Source organism: Gemmatimonadota bacterium, assembly GCA_030747075.1.
In the GTDB taxonomy this organism is placed as follows: Bacteria; ARS69; ARS69; order ARS69; family ARS69; genus ARS69.
In genome coordinates this window covers 81488-99882 of record JASLLL010000002.1, presented here as the reverse complement: position 1 = coordinate 99882, position 18395 = coordinate 81488, and the positions used below count along the sequence as shown (strand labels likewise).

17 protein-coding genes are annotated in these 18395 nt (G+C 66.8%); all 17 read left to right on the top strand.

Annotated elements, in window-relative coordinates; translation table 11 throughout:
* The first annotated feature begins 1 nt into the window (after position 1).
* The 17 genes from truA to QF819_01010 all read left to right on the top strand — a co-directional run bounded on the left by truA (position 2) and on the right by QF819_01010 (position 18306).
* The gene (gene truA, locus QF819_01090; protein MDP6801762.1) at positions 2–757 is read left to right on the top strand and encodes a tRNA pseudouridine(38-40) synthase TruA; all 756 of its coding nucleotides are present in this window, start codon (positions 2–4) and stop codon (positions 755–757) included.
* Positions 754–1410 (top strand): fructose-6-phosphate aldolase, encoded by a 657-nt coding sequence (gene fsa, locus QF819_01085; protein ID MDP6801761.1) that lies wholly within the window; start codon positions 754–756, stop codon positions 1408–1410. Before truA ends, fsa begins: the two co-directional genes overlap by 4 nt.
* A complete protein-coding gene (locus QF819_01080; GenBank protein ID MDP6801760.1) occupies positions 1411–2544 on the top strand; it encodes a trypsin-like peptidase domain-containing protein in 1134 nt (377 codons plus the stop codon).
* Positions 2541–3857, top strand: a complete 1317-nt coding sequence (gene purB / locus QF819_01075; GenBank protein MDP6801759.1) for an adenylosuccinate lyase — start codon at positions 2541–2543, stop codon at positions 3855–3857. Before QF819_01080 ends, purB begins: the two co-directional genes overlap by 4 nt.
* The gene (purL, locus tag QF819_01070) at positions 3847–6198 is read left to right on the top strand and encodes a phosphoribosylformylglycinamidine synthase subunit PurL (GenBank protein MDP6801758.1); all 2352 of its coding nucleotides are present in this window, start codon (positions 3847–3849) and stop codon (positions 6196–6198) included. The genes purB and purL overlap by 11 nt, the downstream gene beginning before the upstream one ends.
* Positions 6195–6974 carry a phosphoribosylformylglycinamidine synthase I gene (gene purQ / locus QF819_01065; protein MDP6801757.1) on the top strand — a complete coding sequence of 260 codons (780 nt, stop codon included), beginning with the start codon at positions 6195–6197 and terminating at the stop codon, positions 6972–6974. The genes purL and purQ overlap by 4 nt, the downstream gene beginning before the upstream one ends.
* Positions 6971–7474, top strand: a complete 504-nt coding sequence (locus QF819_01060) for a hypothetical protein (protein ID MDP6801756.1) — start codon at positions 6971–6973, stop codon at positions 7472–7474. Before purQ ends, QF819_01060 begins: the two co-directional genes overlap by 4 nt.
* Positions 7471–8895, top strand: a complete 1425-nt coding sequence (gene purF / locus QF819_01055) for an amidophosphoribosyltransferase (protein MDP6801755.1) — start codon at positions 7471–7473, stop codon at positions 8893–8895. The genes QF819_01060 and purF overlap by 4 nt, the downstream gene beginning before the upstream one ends.
* A gap of 35 nt (positions 8896–8930) precedes the next feature.
* On the top strand, positions 8931–9971 hold the full coding sequence (locus QF819_01050) for a rod shape-determining protein (GenBank protein ID MDP6801754.1): 1041 nt from the start codon (positions 8931–8933) through the stop codon (positions 9969–9971).
* A 3-nt stretch (positions 9972–9974) separates the two neighbouring features.
* Positions 9975–10775, top strand: a complete 801-nt coding sequence (gene mreC / locus QF819_01045) for a rod shape-determining protein MreC (protein ID MDP6801753.1) — start codon at positions 9975–9977, stop codon at positions 10773–10775.
* On the top strand, positions 10772–11275 hold the full coding sequence (gene mreD / locus QF819_01040; protein MDP6801752.1) for a rod shape-determining protein MreD: 504 nt from the start codon (positions 10772–10774) through the stop codon (positions 11273–11275). The genes mreC and mreD overlap by 4 nt, the downstream gene beginning before the upstream one ends.
* Positions 11238–13040 (top strand): penicillin-binding protein 2, encoded by a 1803-nt coding sequence (gene mrdA, locus QF819_01035; protein ID MDP6801751.1) that lies wholly within the window; start codon positions 11238–11240, stop codon positions 13038–13040. Before mreD ends, mrdA begins: the two co-directional genes overlap by 38 nt.
* Positions 13037–14254: a rod shape-determining protein RodA gene (gene rodA, locus QF819_01030; protein ID MDP6801750.1), complete on the top strand. Its 1218-nt coding sequence runs from the start codon at positions 13037–13039 to the stop codon at positions 14252–14254. Before mrdA ends, rodA begins: the two co-directional genes overlap by 4 nt.
* Complete coding sequence (lgt, locus tag QF819_01025) at positions 14255–15049, top strand: prolipoprotein diacylglyceryl transferase (GenBank protein MDP6801749.1); 795 nt, start codon at positions 14255–14257, stop codon at positions 15047–15049. It abuts the gene before it with no gap.
* Positions 15046–15885 (top strand): shikimate dehydrogenase, encoded by an 840-nt coding sequence (locus QF819_01020; GenBank protein ID MDP6801748.1) that lies wholly within the window; start codon positions 15046–15048, stop codon positions 15883–15885. Before lgt ends, QF819_01020 begins: the two co-directional genes overlap by 4 nt.
* Before the next feature lie 69 nt (positions 15886–15954).
* Positions 15955–16662 carry a double zinc ribbon domain-containing protein gene (locus QF819_01015; protein ID MDP6801747.1) on the top strand — a complete coding sequence of 236 codons (708 nt, stop codon included), beginning with the start codon at positions 15955–15957 and terminating at the stop codon, positions 16660–16662.
* A 54-nt stretch (positions 16663–16716) separates the two neighbouring features.
* The gene (locus QF819_01010; protein ID MDP6801746.1) at positions 16717–18306 is read left to right on the top strand and encodes a sulfatase; all 1590 of its coding nucleotides are present in this window, start codon (positions 16717–16719) and stop codon (positions 18304–18306) included.
* The last annotated feature ends 89 nt before the right edge of the window (positions 18307–18395 follow it).

Sequence of the window (18395 nt, the reverse complement as noted above, 5' to 3'; positions counted from 1 at the left end):
GTTGGGCATCTGGAAACTCGTGGTCGAGTACGAAGGCACCGAGTTCGCCGGGTGGCAGGTGCAGCCGGAGTTGAGGACGGTCCAGGGAGAACTGGGCCGGGCGCTCTCCACCGTTCTTCGCCGCGAAGTGGCGGTGCAGGGAGCCGGGCGCACGGATGCGGGGGTGCACGCCTGCGGGCAGGTGGCTTCCATCGAGGCCGCGGAAGATGTGAACGAGGTTCTTGCGAAGGTGAACGGCGTGCTTCCGAGGGACGTGGTGGTCCGGCACGCGTCGCCGGCCCCGCCGGGGTTCCACGCGAGGCACAGCGCCGTTCGCCGGCATTACCGCTACCGTCTCCATCGGGGGGTGGTGGCTGTGGAAAGGAGAACATGTCTGTCGCTCCCGTGCGCGCCGGATCTGGAGAGAATCCGCCTCGCCGCCGATCGGCTTCCCGCGTCGCGGGACTTCGCCGCGCTGGCCAGCGCGGTGGATCCGGGGGAATCGACGATCTGCCGCCTGGAAAGCGTAGAAATCGTGGAGGAAGGTTCGTTTGTGAATGTAGAGGTTGTCGCAAACCGTTTTCTGCGGAAGATGGTGCGGACGATCGTGGGCACATTGCTGGAGGTGGGCCGGGGACGGCGTTCCCCGGATTGGATTGACGAGGTTCTCGACTCCGGAGATCGCCGGGCCGCAGGCCCCGTTGTTCCGGCGCGCGGCCTGTTTCTGATGGCGGTAGACTACCCGGGTGACCCCGGACTGAAGGAGAAGACCGAATGAAGATCTTTCTGGATACGGCGAACATCGACGAGATCCGCTCCAGCGCGGACATCGGGATCGTGGACGGCGTGACGACGAACCCCACACTTCTTGCGCGGGAAAAGGACTGCGGCGACTTTCGCGAAGTCCTGAAGGAGATCTGCACCATCGTGGACGGGCCGGTGAACGCGGAAGTCACCGGAGACACGAAGGACGAGATGTTCGAAGAGGGGATGAAACTGGCGCGCCTCCACGAGAACATCGTCGTGAAGATCCCCATGACTCGTGAAGGTCTCAAGGCGGTGAACGCGCTGCATGCCGAGGGCATCCACACCAATGTCACGCTGATCTTCAGCACGAATCAGGCACTGCTCGCAGCCAAGGCGGGGGCCCACTTTGTCAGCCCGTTTGTCGGACGACTGGACGACATCGGGACATTCGGCGTGGAACTCATCCGGGACATCGTGACGGTCTACGCGAACTACTCCTTCGAGTGCGAAGTGATCGCCGCGTCCCTCCGTTCCCCGACGCACGCGACGGACTGCGCCGTGGCCGGCGCGCACATTGCCACGGTTCCAAAGAAGGTACTCGACCAGATGTTTCTGCATCCGCTGACCGATCGCGGGATCGCGCAGTTCCTCAAGGACTGGGAAAGCACGGGGGCGAAGATCTAGGTGGCGGGACTCCTTCGGGCCGTCGTTCTCGCGGCGGCCCTGCTTCCGGCGACGGTTCCTGACCCGGCCGTGGCGACCTCCGCGCGGGACACGGGGGCCGTCATCGAAACCGGGCGGCGAAACGCCATTGTGCGTGCTGCCGAGCAGGTATCCCCGGCCGTGGCGACCGTCTCGGTTCTGCGGAGGGAACTGGTCGTTCAGCGAGTCTATCCGGAGGGATACGAAGACTTCTTCGGTCCGTTCTTTCCGGGAATCCGGCGGAGGGTCTGGAAGCCGGTGCAGGGCATGGGTTCCGGCGTGGTGGTCAGCAAGTCCGGCATTGTCCTGACCAATCACCATGTGGTGAAGGGAGCGGGGGAGATTCGCGTGACGCTCTCCGACGGGCGGGAGTACAGCGCGGTCGTCGTGGGCGGAGAGGAGCGGTACGACCTGGCGGTCCTTCGCTTCGACCCGGCCGGAGAGGACATCCCCGTCGCCACGGGCGGTTCGTCTGCGGATCTGATGATCGGTGAGTGGGTGATTGCGCTCGGCAACCCGTTCGGTTATGTGCTGGGAGACTCCCGGCCCACGGTCACGGTCGGCGTCGTGAGCGCGTTGAACCGGGATCTCCTGCCCTCCGGTTCCAGCACGGTCACCATGTATCGCGGCATGATCCAGACCGACGCGGCCATCAATCCCGGAAACTCGGGCGGGGCTCTGGCCAACGCGCTCGGTGAAGTCGTGGGCATCAACACCTTCATACTGTCCAAGTCCGGAGGCAGCCAGGGGATCGGGTTCGCCATTCCCATGGACACCGCCATGCGTGTGCTTCGCGAGATCGTCGACTATGGCGCTGTTCGCGAAGTCTGGATCGGGTGCCGCATCAACGACATTCCCGCGGCACTGGCGGAGAGGCTGTCGCTGGAGTCCACCGAAGGCGTCATTGTCGCGGATGTGGAACAGGGAAGCCCGGCCGAGCGCGCGGGGATGCGCCGGGGAGATGTCATCACGGAGATTCAGGGAGAGACGATTCGCCGCTTCGAGGACGCCACCTACGCGCTGTACGGATTCCTCGTCGGCGACGACATCACTTTCGAAGTCCAGCGGGGCGACCGGGTCGTCACGCGCACTCTTCATCTGGCGGAGCGAAGATGATCGAGAGATACACGCGCCCCGAGATGGGCGGAATCTGGTCGAACCAGCGCAAGTTCGAGACCTGGCTCGCCGTGGAGATCGCGGTTTTAGAGGCGCTGGCCGACCTGGGCCGGGTGCCTGCGGAAGATGTCTCCGAAGTGCGCGCCCGCGCGCGGGTGGACGCGGATCGCATCGCCGAGATCGAAAAGGAAACGGACCACGATGTCGTGGCCTTCCTTCGCTGCGTTTCAGAGAGCGTGGGAGAGTCGGCGCGATGGGTTCACATGGGGGTCACCAGTTCGGATGTCGTGGACACCTCATGGGCCATCCTGCTGAAGGAGGCGGGGGAGAAGCTGATTGTGGGTGTGGAGGGCCTTGCGGAGGCGCTCCGCCTTCGCGCGCTGGAGCATCGGGACACGCCCATGATGGGCCGCACGCACGGGGTTCACGCGGAGCCCACCACCTTCGGGCTGAAGCTCGCGGTCTTCCGCGAGGAACTCCTGCGCGACAGGGACCGACTGGTGAGGGCGGTGGAGACCATTTCCGTGGGGAAGATCTCCGGGGCGGTCGGCACCTTCGCGCATCTGGATCCCGAAGTCGAAGAGGGGGCGTGCCGACGGCTGGGCCTTACTCCCGCGCCGGTGTCCACGCAGATCCTCCAGCGCGACCGGCATGCGGAGTACGCCTTCGCGCTGGCGGTGACCGGCGCCACCTGCGAGAAGATCGCGCTGGAGATCCGCCATCTGCACCGGACCGAAGTGCGCGAGGTGCAGGAGCACTTCGCGCGCAAGCAGACCGGATCGTCGTCCATGCCGCACAAGCGGAACCCCATTCTCAGCGAGAGGGTCTGCGGGCTCGCGCGCGTGCTTCGCGGGAATCTGCAGGTGGCGCTGGAGAATGTCGCGCTGTGGCACGAACGCGACATCAGCCACTCGTCGGCGGAGCGTGTGGTGCTTCCGGACGGGGTGGTTCTTCTGGATTACCTCCTGGCGAAGACCACCGGCCTCGTGGAGAACCTCCTGGTCTTCCCGGAGAACATGCGTTCGAACATCGACCGGACGCGCGGCCTCGTATTCTCGCAGGCGCTCCTTCTCGACCTGGTGCAGGCGGGCTGGACGCGCGGGGCGGCGTATCGCGCCGTGCAGAGCGCGTCGGCTCGTGTCTGGGACGAGGGGATCACCCTTCGCGAAGCCGTGCTGGCCGATGACCTCATCATGCAGACGCTGGACGAGAGCGCCGTGGACAGCGCGTTGTCGCTCACGCGATCGCTGCGGAATGTGGGACGCGTGTTCGTGAGGCTCGGTCTCGTGGAGGAGGCGGCCCATGCCGGCTGATTCCGTCGGGGCTCTGCGGACGCTGGAGTTCACCGCATCGGAAGATGCTCTGGTGCAGGCGCTCATTTCCGAGCGTGGGCTGTGCTTCACCGTCGGGGAAGCGCGGCAACTGGTGGATCTTCTCGGGCGGAACCCCACGGTTCTGGAGGCGCATCTCTTCGATACGATGTGGTCGGAGCACTGTTCGTACAAGTCGAGCCGCCCCGTGCTGAAGCGTTTCCTCCCGACCGACAGTTCCTTTGTGGTGCTGGGTCCGGTGGAGGACGCGGGAGTCGTGGAGATCGGTGAAGTGAACGGGGTGCGATGGGCGGCCGTGATGGGGCATGAGAGTCACAACCATCCCAGCCAGATTGTTCCCGGCGAAGGGGCGGCCACCGGCATCGGCGGCATCGTCCGCGATGTCTACTGCATGGGTGCGGATGTGTTCGCGGTGCTGGACTCGCTTCGCTTCGGAGATCTGGACGGACCGGACGGGGAGAGATCTCGCGAGATCCTCACGGGAGTCGTGGAGGGGATCGCGGGTTACGCGAACCCTCTGGGCGTTCCGAACTGCGGCGGGGAGACGGTCTTTCATCGCGGGTACGGGGACAACTGCCTGGTGAATGTGGTCTGCGCCGGGGTGATGCCGGTGGATCACCTGGTCCACAGCGCGGTGCCGGAGCGCGCCCGGACGGAACCGTACGACTTCATCCTCACGGGCAAGGCGACGGATGCTTCGGGGTTCGGCGGGGCCACGATGGCTTCGCGGATTCTGGAAGTGGAAGAGGACTCACGCTCGGCGGTGCAGGTCCCGGATCCGTTCTTGAAGCGCGTCTTGCGGAATGCCTCGCTGGCGGTCATGGAGCGGGCGCGGGAGATGGATCTCGAAATCGGGTTCAAGGATCTGGGCGCGGGGGGGATCGTCTGTGTCGCGGCGGAGATTGCGCATTCCGGTGGTGTCGGCGTGGAGATTCGGCTGGACGAAGTCCATGTGGCGGAGGATGGGCTGGGGCCGGAGGTGATCGCCTGCGCGGAGACCCAGGAGCGCTTCGGATGGGCGGTTCCCCGGAGCTTCACGGACGAGGTTCTTCGCATCCACAACGAGGAGTTTGATCTCCCGCGTGTAAGCCGTGGCGCGGCGGCGCGTCATGTGGGGGAGTTCCTGCCGGATCATCCCGGAATGCGCGTCTTCTGGAATGGAGAACTGGTCGGAGACGCCGCCACCGAGGCGGTGACCGCTGGCGTGACGGCGGTGCGGGACGCGGCTCCGGCGCGGGATGAAGACCCCGGCGAGGTCGTCTTCCACGGAGACCTGCGGCGGTTGGCGCTGGAAGTGCTGGCGTCGGAGAACATCGCGTCGAAGCGGGATCTCTTCTCTCACTACGATCAAGAGGTGCGTGGCGGCGCGTTCCTCCGTCCGGGGGAAGCGGACGCGGGCGTGGCGCTTCCGGTGCCGGGGGCTCCTCTGGGCGTGGCTCTTTCGGTGGACGGCAATCCGCGCTATGGCGAGCGCAATGCCTACTGGGGCGGTGCGAACGCTGTGCTGGAGTCGGCGCGGAATGTGGTGGCCGCCGGTGCGTGGCCGCGTGCGCTGACCGACTGCCTCAACTTCGGCAACCCGGAACGGGCGGAGGTGTACCGGGACTTCCGGGATGCCGTTCGCGGAATGTCGGATGCGGCGCGCGGCTTCGGCACGCTGGAGCGGCCCGGGGAACCGCTGCCGTTTGTCAGCGGGAATGTGAGCTTCTACAACGAGTCCTCGACGGGACGGGCCATTCCGCCTTCGCCCATTGTGTGCTGCCTTGGAGTGGCGCCGGACGCCCGCCGCTGCCGGGCGATCGCTCTGGAGCGCGTCGGGAGCCGGGTGGTCCGCGTGGGGCACTGCCGCGACGAACTGGGAGGCTCGGAGGCGGCGAGGATTCTCCATCAGGAGGAACGCGGGCGCGTGCCCACGGCGGACTTCGGCGCGGAAGCCACCTTCGCGCGGGCGGTGCTGGAGTGCATCGAGGCCGGGAGCGTGGGGGGGAGCCACGACATCTCCTCCGGCGGGCTCTTCACCGCGCTGGCGGAGATGCTCCTCGGGCCGCGCGGGAGCATGGAGCGCGGACTGGCCGTGGACATCCGGGCTCTTCCCGGGCGGGGAGATTTCGAGAAGCTCTTCTCGGAGACCGGCGCCTACCTTCTGGAAGTGCCCGGTGACGGACCGCTCCCGCCCTCGCTCGCGGAGGTTCCCTGCGAAGTCGTGGGAACGGTGACGGACCAGCCAGGGTTGCGCATTCTCGGAGATTCGGGAGAGTACGAGTTTTCGGCACAGGAACTGGAATCGGCGTGGCGGGATTCCTTCGCGGAGGTGGCGGGATGAGAGTCGCGGTGCTGCTGTTTCCCGGGATGAACTGCGAAGACGAGACTCTGCGCGCGCTGGAAAGCGTGGGGTTGGATGCACGCATCGTTCCGGCGCACACCGGCGAACGGGAGCTTCTCTCGTACGACGGGTTCGTTCTTCCGGGCGGCTTCTCCCACGAGGACCGGATTCGCGCGGGAGTCGTGGCCGCCAAGCATCCCGTGATGGAGACGGTGGCGCGTGCCGCCGAAGAGGGGCGTGCCGTCGCGGGGATCTGCAACGGTGCGCAGATCCTGCTGGAAGCCGGGCTCGTTCCCGCGCTGGAGGCGGGGCGCGTGGAGATGGCGCTGGCTGTGAATGACTCGGGAAGCCGGACCGGCTACTACTGCGACTGGCGAACCGTGGTCGCGGATTTCGCGGAGGAACCGGTGCCGCTTCCCTTCGCGCACGCGGAGGGGCGCTTTGTGACAGCGGATGAAGAAGTGCGGCGGCGCGTGCTGGCCGAAGGGCTGATTGCGGCGCGGTACTGCGATCAGGACGGAAAGGTCGTCGCCGGGTGGCCGGTCAATCCAAACGGCGCGTGGGAGAACGCGGCCGCGATTCGCAATCCACAGGGGAATGTGTTGGCGATCATGCCCCATCCGGAGCGGGCCAACTGGGCATGGCAGGTGCCGGTGGACACCCCGGGCCGCTGGGGGGAGATTCGCCGGTCACTTCCCGACGCGTGGACCGAAGAGCCGGGGCCGGGTCGGGACTTCTTCCGCGCCTTCGCACGGATGACGGGGGTGACCGCATGACGATCGAAGCCCTGGTCTTTCGAAAGGTGAGGGACCTTGTGCGGGATGCCGCGGAAGATGTTCTCAACGACTGGGGCGCGCCGGTCTCCGCCGTGGAGCGCGCGGAGATCTGGTCGTTCACGGTGGATGCCGCCGACCCTGCCGAAGAGGTGCGGCGGGCTCTGGAGGAGACGACCGCCGTGGTGAACCCCAACATCCATCTCGTCCGTATGGACGGGTGGGGCGCGCCGCCTGATCGGGGATGCCGCGCGTTTGTTCGGGTCACCGACCGGGTGGATACGAAGGGCGCGGCGGTGCTCAGGGCACTCCGGGATCGACGCGGGATGGCCTCCTTCACCGAGGTGCGCCGGTCGGTGCTGTGGATTCTGGACCTGGATACGGAAGACCCGGCCGAGGCGAAGCGCGCGGTCGCAGGACTGGCCCGGACGGACCGCCGCTCGGCCGGACTCCTGGCCAACCCGCACGCACAGGATGTGTGCGTAGAGGTGGTGTCCGCATGAGTGCTCGCGAGAAGTGCGGCATTTTCGGAGTGTACGGGCACCCGGACGCGGCGTGGCTCACCTATCTGGGGCTGCACGCCCTGCAGCACCGGGGGCAGGAGGGGGCGGGCATCGTCTCCGCCCACGAGGCGGATCTGCATACGCACCGTGGACAGGGGCTGGTGTCGGATGTGTTCACCCGCGAGGCCATCGAGGCCCTGCCGGGGCGTTCCGCCATCGGGCACAACCGCTACTCCACGACCGGCGCGGACAAGTCGATGAACCTCCAGCCGCTCGTGGCGTCCTATCGGGACGGACGAGTCGCCATCGCCCACAACGGGAACCTGGTCAACGCACGGGAGCTTCGCGAGGAGTGCGAACACCTGGGCTCCATCTTCCAGACCACGGTCGACAGCGAGGTCATCGTGCACCTGCTTGCCCGGGCGCACCCGCCGGGGCTCGACGGGAAGCTCCGGCAGACGCTGTCACGAGTGCGCGGCGCGTACTCGCTGGTCTGCCTCTCGCCGGACGCGCTCCTCGCGATTCGAGACCCCAACGGATTCCGCCCGCTCTGTCTGGGGCGGCTGGACGACGCCTGGATTGTGGCGTCCGAGAGCTGCGCGCTGGATATCATCAAGGCGGAGTATGTCCGGGAAGTGGAGCCGGGGGAGATCGTCGTCATCGAAAAGGGCGGCGTTCGGTCGCTTCGCTTCGGAGCCGATGCCCCGCGGGCGGAGTGCGTGTTCGAACACATCTATTTTGCGCGGCCGGATTCTCGCGCCTACGGTTCCTGCGTGAGTGAAGTGAGGCGCGCGCTGGGGCGGCAGCTCGCCCGGGAGCATCCGGTGGACGCGGATCTGGTGATGGCGGTCCCGGACTCGTCCAATGCCGCGGCGCTGGGGTATTCGCGGGAGTCGAAGATCCCGCTGGAGCATGGACTCATCCGGAATCACTATGTCGGGCGCACCTTCATCAGCTCGTCTCAGGAGCAACGCGACTTCGGCGTGCGCCTGAAGTACAACGCCGTCCGGGAAGTGCTGGAGGGCCAGCGAGTGGTCGTCGTGGATGACTCCGTGGTGCGCGGCACTACCAGTCGCAGCCTCATGCGGATGATCCGCGAGGCCGGTGCCCGCGAGATCCACTTCCGTGTGAGTTCCCCCCCCGTGAAGCACCCCTGCTTCTACGGGATCGACATGCCGACCTATTCGGAACTGGTCGCCTCCGAACGCACCGTACCGGAGATCCGCGATGCGGTCGGCGTGGATTCGCTGGGGTATCTCTCCGTGGAGGGGATGCTTCGCGTGATCGCGGCGGAACGGGGCGAGGGGCAGTGCGATGCCTGCTTCACGGGAGCGTATCCGGTGAGGTGGAAGAAGATTCCTCACAAGGAAGTTCTTTCGGTGATAGACTCCGGCGGCGTTTCGAAGGGCGCGCGGTCGTGATGCCCGCGCGGTAGGCGCGGAAGGGGAAGAGGCGAATGCTCAGCAGTCTCTGGAGTCTCCTCACCAACGACATGGCCATCGATCTGGGGACGGCCAACTCCCTCGTCTATGTCAAGGGACGCGGCATTGTCATCGACGAGCCGAGTGTCGTGGCGGTGGACCAGCACTCGGGAGAGGTCATCGCGGTCGGCCAGGACGCCAAAGCCATGCTGGGCCGCGCACCGGACTCGATTGAGGTCATCCGCCCGCTGAAGGACGGCGTCATTGAGAAGGTCGGGATGGCGGAAGTGCTTCTGCGGTCGCTGATTACGCGTGCGCAGAGGCGGAAGGCCTTCGTCCGTCCGCGGACGGTCGTGGCCGTCCCGTCCGGCATCAACGAATCCGAGGAGCGCGCGGTCCGGGACTCCGCCGAGAACGCCGGAGTTCGCGAGGTCTACCTCATCAGCGAACCCATGGCGGCCGCCATCGGAGTGGGGCTGCCGGTGGACAAGCCGTCCGGGAACATGATCGTGGACATTGGCGGCGGGACCACGGATGTGGCGGTGATCGCGCTTTCGGGAACCGTCGCGAAGACCTCCATCAAGGTCGGCGGAGACGGCATGAACGAAGCCGTCGCCCAGCATGTGAAGAAGAAGTACAACCTTCTCGTCGGGATCCAGGTGGCGGAGCAGATCAAGATGGCCATCGGATCGGCGCACCCGGAAGAGGGAGAGGACGATGACGGGCTGGAGGTCAAGGGCCGGGATCTGGTGGAGGGAATCCCGAAGACAATCCGCATCAAGACCTCGGAGATTCGCATCGCGCTCAGGGATCCGGTCGAGGAGATCGTCCGCGCGGTGAAGCGCACGCTGGAGGAGACACCGCCGGAACTGGCGGCGGACATCGTGGATCGGGGAATCGTGATGACCGGGGGCGGGGCGCTCCTGAGAGGGCTTGATGTCTTCCTGCGGGAACGGACGAACCTCCCCATCAATGTGGTGGAGGACCCGTTGACCTGCGTGGTGCTGGGGGCGGGGAAAGTGCTGGATGAGACGGATCGCTACGAAAAGGTACTCTTGAAATCACACCGAAGGTAACTCTTGTCGCCATTGAACGACTACCTCTCCCGCCGGGGCGAGATCCTGGTCCTGGTTTGCGTAGTGGCGGCCTCCCTGACTCTTCACTGGGTGTCGCGGTCCCGAGGGGCCGGGTTCGCCCACTCGCTGCATGATGCCGCGCTGGGGCCGGTCCAGTCGGGGCTGTCCTTCGTGGGCGGGCTGGTGGGGCTGAGATCGGAGAATGACTCGTTGCGTACGGATCTCGCGCAGGCGTCGCTTCGGATTGCCGCGCTCCGGGAGGATGCGCGCGAGGGAGATCGCCTGCGGGAGATGCTGGCGCTGCGGGACCGAAGCACGCACGGGCTTCTGGCGGCGCGGGTCGTCGCGGTCGAAGCGGACCGCACCGGGGACGACCTTCGCATCGACAAGGGCGAACGAGACGGCGTTCGTTGCAATCTGGCGGTGGTGACGCCTTCCGGGCTCGCCGGAGCAGTGGCGACGGTCGGGCCGCGTACTTCGCTGGTTCGCCCGCTGGCCGGACCCCAGTGCCAGGTCAGCGTCCGGCTCTCCGGTGTACGAGCGGAGGGAATCCTCAGGTGGGATCGGTTCGATGGCTTGCGGGTCACCTTCCTTCCGGCGCGGGCGGCAGTGGAGGTTGGGGAAGAGGTGATCACGACCGGCTACGGAGGCGTCTTTCCCGCCGGAATCCCGGTGGGGCGCGTGCGGTCGGTGGAATCCTCGCCCGGCGACGGAACGCTCCGGGTGAGCGTGGAGCCTGCCGTGGACTTCTCGCGCCTGGAGGAGGTGTTCGTCGTCTCAGGCTCCGGAGAGGAGACGCCGTGATCGGGCTGCTGCGTTTCCTCGCCGTGCTGTACGCCGCGATCCTCGTCCAGACGCTCATGGTCCCCGCGCTGGCTCTGGGTGGAGTTCGTCCGGATGTCACTTTCGTGCTGGTCATCCTGGCGGCGTTTCATCACGGCGCCGCGGCCGGAGCGCTGGCCGGGTTTCTGGTGGGGCTTCTTGTCGGCGCCGGATCGGACGGGACGCTGGGGCTCCTGTCTCTGGCAAACGGCGTCGTCGGATATGCGGTGGGCGCGTTGGCCTCCCGAATCGTTCGCGGGAGCATTTCGACGCAACTCCTGATTCTCTTCCTGGCGGCGATCTTCCGCGATCAGATCCTCGTGTTCCTCCGGCTGCCGGGGAGCCCGGTGGAGGGGGGGCGACTCTTCATCACATCCACGCTTCCGGGCGGCATCTACACCGCGCTTCTGGGGGTTCCAGCGCTGGCCCTTGCGGAGAAACTCGTTGGATGGAACCGGGGACCGGCCCGTGGCCTCCGCTGACTCCCCGCTGCAGGAGGAGCGCGTTCGTCGCGCCCGGTTCCTGACGGTTCTCCTCCTGGCCGGAGTCGCCGTAATGGGTGCGCGTCTCTTCCAGCTTCAGGTGCTCGGAGTGGAGGAGTACACCCTCCGTTCGGAGAAGAACCGCGTGCGTCGAGAGTGGGTGGATGCTCCCCGCGGACTCATTGTGGACCGGAACGGAGAGGTGCTGGCTGATACGCGTCCGAGCTTTACCGTGCTGGCTGTCCCGCGCGAGGCGCTTCCCGACTCCGCCTGTGTGGCTCTTCTGTGTTCCGTGATGGAGATGGACCCCCTTCAGGTGCGCGACCGCCTCGGCGGAGGCGCGGACCGCCTGCCGCGCGTGTTGTATCGAGACGCGAGTTTCGAACAGGTGTCTCAGATTGCGGAGCGCGGGGCGGAACTCCCCGGCGTGACGGTGGAGGTCGCGCATGCGCGGTTCTATCCGCATGGGTCGCTGGCCGCGCACGCGATCGGTCATGTCGGTGAGATCTCCGAGGAGGAAGTGGCCTCGCTGCAGACGGAAGGCTATCGGGCGGGGCACTTTCTGGGGCGTACGGGACTCGAGAGGTTCTATGAGGCGCGTCTGCGCGGACGCGAGGGCGAGCGATACAGCGAAGTGGATGCCGTCGGCCGGGTCGTGGGAATGTTCCCCGGGCGGGATCCCGTGCCGCCGCAACCCGGAGAGACGCTGGAGTTGCATCTCGACGCGCGGCTGCAGGCGGTTGCGGAATCGCTGCTGATTGGAGTGCGCGGGGCGGCGTGCCTTCTTGAAGTGGAGACCGGGGGGGTGCTGGTCCTCGCATCCGCTCCCGCGTTTGACCTGAACCCCTTTGCCACCGGGATTGACGCCCCGAGCTGGAAGCGTCTCCGCGAGAGCGCGGAACTGCCCCTTCTCAACCGGTGCGTTCAGGCGGTCTATCCGCCCGGTTCTACCTTCAAGGCGATCACCGCAGCCGTCTCGCTGGAGGATCGGATCATACGCCCCGGAAACCCGGCATGGGTTCCGTGCCGGGGGGGCTACCAGTTCGGGAATCGATGGTACGGGTGCTGGGACGCGGATGGCCACGGGTCGCTCTCTCTGGTGGGCGCGTTCCTCCGGTCGTGCGATGCGTACTTCTACCAGCTGGGCGAGCGGTTTGATCTGGACTCTCTGGCCGGGCATTCGCGAAGTGCCGGTCTCGGGTCGCCCACCGGGATCGACCTGCCGACGGAACTCGCGGGAAACACCCCGGACACGGCGTGGTTTGATCAGCGCTACGGGCGCGGCCGCTGGACGAGGGGGAACCACCTGAATCTCGCCATCGGGCAGGGCGAACTTCTGGTGACGCCGCTTCAGATGGCGCGCCATGCGGCGGTGCTTGCGACGGGCGGGCGTGTCCCGACACCACGCCTCGTGCGGTCTCCGCAACGGGCAGACCAGGACGCCGCGCCGTCCCCCCCGAACTGGGATCTGAGCAGTGAGACATGGAAGGCCCTTCGCGAAGGAATGGCTCGAACCGTCACGGATGACGAGGGCACGGGGCGCGGCTGCCGGATTGCCGGATTCATGCCCGCCGGGAAGACGGGCACCGCCGAGAATTCACACGGGAGCCCCCACGCGTGGTTCATGGGGTACGCGCCCGCGGACGCGCCGGAAGTGGCGTTTGCCCTGATCGTGGAGGGCGGTGGGCACGGCGGAGAGGTCGCCGTCCCCCTCGTTCGCGCCCTCCTGGAGGAGGTTCGCCTGAGCCGAAGAGGTGTGTCGTGACGCGACCCCGGGAGGACTTCGACCTGATCTTCCTGGCGGCATTTCTCGCGCTGGTGGCCGCGGGACTGGTGGCCGTCTACTCCGCGTGCCAGGGGGAAGCGCCCGGTTCGGTGAGCGGCCTCTGGAAGCGGCAGATCCTCTTTGCCGGAGTCGGGATGGTGGCGTTTCTTGTCTGCGCGTCCATTCCGCACGCCGTGTGGGACCGGATGTCACCCGTCCTTCAGGTCCTTGCGCTGGGGATGCTGGTGGTGGTCCTGGTGGCGGGAGACTCCGGGGGCGGCGCGCGCCGGTGGTTTACCCTGGGCGGGGTACGGTTCCAGCCCTCCGAACCGGCGAAGCTCGCGACCGTGCTTCTGCTGGCGCGGGTCCTGGCCTCCCGGAGAAAGCCACGCGAGTCCATCTTCGGGATGGTGGTGCCGTGTGCGCTGGTATTTCTCCCGGCGGCGCTCGTTCTTCGCGAACCGGATCTCGGCACCGCGCTGGTCTTCCTCGCGATCCTCCCCGCGATGCTCTACTGGAGCGGGATCTCCGCGCCCTACATTCTCCTGTCCGTGTCTCCGGCGCTCTCGGTCGTCTGCGCCTCCAGCCTGCCGTCGTGGGTGGTGTTCAGCGTGTTCCTGCTGGTCCTGGCGTTCCTTGCACGCTTCCATCTTGCAGAGCGAATCCTCTATGTCGTGCTGTCCCTTCTGGCGGGGATCGGGACGCCGCTCCTCTGGGGGCGGCTGGAACCCTATCAGCAGGACCGGATCCTCGCGTTTGTGGATCCGGCGCAGTACTCTTCCGGAGCGGGTTACCAGATCATCCAGTCCAAGGTGGCCATCGGGTCGGGAGGGTTCGCCGGACTGGGCTTTCTGGAGGGAACCCAGAAGGGGCTGGCATTTCTCCCGGCGCGGCACACGGACTTTGTCTTCAGCGTTGTCGGCGAGGAGTTCGGCTTTCTGGGAACGGTGTTCGTGCTGGGGCTCTTCACACTGCTCGTGGCCAGGGGACTCCGAATCGCGGCATCCGTTCGAGACCCGTTTGCCGGCTTGACGGTTGTCGGCATCCTGTCGATGCTCTCGTTCCAGTTGCTGGTGAACATCGGCGTGACGCTCGGGCTGGTTCCCGTGACCGGGCTTCCGCTTCCCATCCTCTCGTATGGGGGGACATCGCTCATCTCGACGATGGCATCGCTGGGGATTGTCTTCGGGATCGGCCTGAGACGGAGGATCTGAATGCACAAGACGCTGTTCTCACTCGGACCGCTGGAGATCCACTCCTACGGGTTTCTTCTGGCCCTCTCGTTTGCGCTGGGGCTGTGGCTGGCCGCGCGGCGGGCGGAGGCTCGCGGGATTCCATCCGAGAAGATCATGGATCTCACGCTGGTGATCATTGCGTGTGTGGTCGTGGGAGCGCGGGCCCTCTTTGTGGCGGCGCATCCCGCGCAGTTCGCCGGGCGCTGGCTGGATGTTCTGAAGACCTGGGAGGGCGGCCTGACGATGTACGGCGGCGCGGTTCCTGCCGTGGTGGTGGGAATGTGGCTGTTGCGCCGATGGGGCATCGACCCGTGGGCGGCGGCGGATTCGATTGCCCCGTCGATCGGGCTGGGTCTGGGGCTGACCCGGATCGGCTGCTATCTCTCCGGCTGCTGCCTGGGCGCACCCACGGAGGCGTCGTGGGCCGTGGTCTTCCCCGACAGCTGCTATCTGTACAGCGGCAGTCCGCTGAGTGCCGGAACGCCGGTTCACCCCGCGCAGCTGTATGCGTCGGCGGTCGGGTTCTTCCTCTTCGCGTTTCTGATGCTCCTGGATCGGCGGCCGCTGCGCCGGGGGAGCCTGTTTCTGACCTTCCTTCTGCTCTACTCAGTGGCTCGCACGCTTCTGGATACGCTGCGCACCTACGACGCGACCGCCTTTCCCGTCGCCGCAGTTCCGCTGACACTCAATCAGTGGGTTTCCGCGGCGGTGTTCCTGTTTGCAGTGTACGGCCTGGCTCGCGGTGTCGGCGGGAGCCGGACCTCCTCCGCGTGACCGGCGAACCCTGCCGCGCGACGGGGCCGAGTCCGCGGTTTCTCGTCGTGGGTTGCCCCGTGGCGCACTCGCTGTCGCCCGTGATGATGGCGGCGGCCTTCCGGGCGGCGGGAGTCCCGGGAGAGTACGCGGCGCGGGAGATTCCCCCGTCCTCATGGCCGGACGCCATGGACGATCTCTTCCTCGAGGGGATCGCCGGGATCAATGTCACGGTTCCACACAAGGAAGGGGCGCTGGCGGGGGCGGCCACGGCGTCGGCGGAGGCGCGCGCGATCGGTGCGGCAAACACGCTGGTTCGAGCGGATCACGGGTGGCATGCGGAGAACACCGACGCCCCCGGCTTCCTCGACTGGGTCCGTGAGGCCGACGGAGGCGATCTCCTCCGGGAAGATGCACTGGTGCTGGGTGCGGGCGGTTCGGCCCGCGCGGTGGTCGTGGCGCTCCTGCGGGCGAACTGCCCGCGCGTCTGGATCGCGAATCGAACGCGACCGCGGGCGGAGCAGCTGGCGAACGCGCTCGGGGCGGAGCGCGTGTCCGTGGTGGAAAGGGACGACGCATCCCCGCAAGGACTGGTCGTGAACTGTACGGCTCTCGGGATGCATCCGGCCGATGCGCTTCCGCTCGCGGCGGGTTCTCTTGCGGGGGCCGGTCTGGTGATGGATCTGGTCTACCCGGAAACGAACCTCGTGCGTGCGGCCCGCGAGGCCGGAGTCGCGGCTCATGACGGCTCGGGGCTTCTTGTGGCGCAGGGGGCGCGGTCCTTCCAGCTGTGGACAGGTTTCACCGCGGACCGTCGCGCCATGCGCGAAGCGGTGGAGGCGGCCCGGCACGGATAGCACGCCGGGGAGGGGTGGTCCGCGGGAGGATCGGTCCGTACCATCGACCTTCCCCGTCGGAGGTTGTTCGTGGTCGGGTTTGCCGTCGCCTGTGCCCGCAGCCATGCGACCGCGCTTCTGGATCTCCTCTGGCCGCCCGTCTGCCCCCGGTGTGGGGGCCGTGCCGCCGTGCCGCGGGAGATCTTCTGCGAGTCGTGCTGGTCCTCCCTCTCTCCGGTTCGCGGAGATGCGGGCCGGGGGGTCCATGCCGCGTTTTCGGTGAACGCCTTGTTCATCGAAATGCTCGCGTTCTCCAAGTACCGAAGATACCGGCGTGTGGGTCTTCGTCTGGCGAGGGAGGCGGCGGCCCTGGTGTCGCCGCTGCCCGGGGCGGTCCTCGTTCCGGTTCCACTTACGAAGACCCGGCACCGCGAACGCGGGTTCAATCAGGCGGCGGACTTCGCAAGAGTGCTCGGAGACCGGACAGGCCTTCGCGTGGAGGAGAGGTGGCTTCGTCGCGTCCGGGGGGGAACGCCGCTGGCCGGGCGCCCGCGCGAGGAACGCGCCGCCGCCATCCGGGGTGCGTTTGAGGCGGGGGCCGCCTTCCCCGGAGCCGACGCGCCTCCGCTTTTCGTCGTGGATGATGTGGTCACGACCGGATCCACCCGCCGCGCGTGTCAGCGTGCGCTGGAGGCGGCAGGCGGGCGTGTGGTTGCCTGCGTCGCGATGGGGCGGGCGTTCGATTCCCGGCGCGACGCCTCGGGCGGAACGGGTGCCGGGCTGCCGGGACAGTTCTGATCTTCGCGCCTCCGCGGCTTGCCGCGTTTCGTGCGGTCGGATAGGCTCCCGGGCATGAGTGCGCTCAACATTCTTCTCGGACTTGCCACCGGTTTCGCTGCGGCGCTGCTCCAGCTTCGCCTTCTGGCGTGGGGCGGGATTGCGCCCGACCAGCGCCTCGCGTATTGGGCCTTCTTCCTGGCCCTGGGCGCGTGTGCCGGGATTGCGGGCTGGCTCGTCGGGCGGGTGGTCTCTCTGCGCTGGATGCGGGCCGGGCGGACGCTTGCGCCGATCGTGGCACTTCTTGCCGCCGGGGCGATCTTCGCACGAATCCTCCCCGGGAACGCGACACCGCTCCCGAATGTGCTCCTCCTCGTGACGGATACCACTCGCGCCGATCATCTCTCGCTCTACGGATACGACCGGCCGACCACACCGTACCTGGAGGAACTTCGCGAAGAGTCCATCATCTTTACGAATGCCTTCTCACAGGGGTCTCACACGATTGTATCGACGCCGTCCATTCTGGCCTCCATCTATCCCAGCGAACACGGTGTGGACTCGTACAACGGGGTTCTCGCAGACCGGTTCACGCTGCTCCCGGAGCATCTGAAGTCGGCGGGCTACGACACCTTCGGCTTCGTCACCAACCCGCATGTCAGCGCAAAGAACGGGTTCGATCAGGGTTTTGACACCTACGAGATGCTCGGGAAAGGGACGAGCGTGGCCGTCCATGCGCCGCGAGTGAATCGAAACGCGCTGGAGTGGCTGGACGAGCGCGAGGGGGACGCGCCCTTCTTCGGCTTCCTCTTCTACACGGACCCGCACGCTCCGTATGCGGTCCCGGATTCGGTGGAGAAGATCTTCCCGCCGGACCCTCTGGCGGAACCGATCGACCGGTGGAATGTTGTCCGCGACGGGCGCGCGGACGACGCGGAGCTGGCGAACATGGTGGCGCAGTACGATGAGTCCATCCGCTACTGGGATGCCCGGTTGCGGGACTTCACGGGAGAGCTGGCCGCACGCGGGATGCTGGAGAACACGGTGCTTGTATACACTTCCGATCATGGCGAAGAGTTCTGGGACCACGAGGCCTACGGACATGGTTCCGCGCTGTATGACGAGTCCATCCATGTTCCGCTTCTCCTGTCCTTTCCGTCTCCCGTTCGGCTGCCGCGCCTCCCGCGTGCAAGAGGCGTCGTGGAGGAGGTGGTTTCCAGCGTGGATCTTCTGCCGACAATTCTCGAACTCCTGCGGCTTCCGAAAGGGGAGGGAAGCCGGGGGAGGAGCGCGCTCCCGCTGGTGCTTCCCCGGCTTTCCGAACCGGATTCCGGCGGCGAGCGGTTCGCCTACTGCGAGGAACTCCTGACGCAGTACGGCCCCTATGACATCCGGTGCCTCCGGACGCGCGCGCGGAAGTTCATTCTGATTCTGGACATGAAAGGCGCCATCCGGGAACACGACGACCTTCTCTTCGATATGGAGAATGACCCCGGCGAGACGACGAACATCATCGGTCGAGATCAGGAGGAATCGGACGGGATGCTGGATCGGCTGGCCCTGCTCATCAACGAGCACTCGCTCCGTGCGCCGGAAGTCGTGGAGCAGGTGGAGTTGGACGAGGAGCACATGGAACAGCTGGAGGCGCTGGGATACATCGATTAGACACGCGGGCGACGGCTCGAATGGCGCCGGGTGGCAGCTACGCCCGATGGGTGATACAATGAACGGGTTCCCGATCCCCCGGGGTTCCC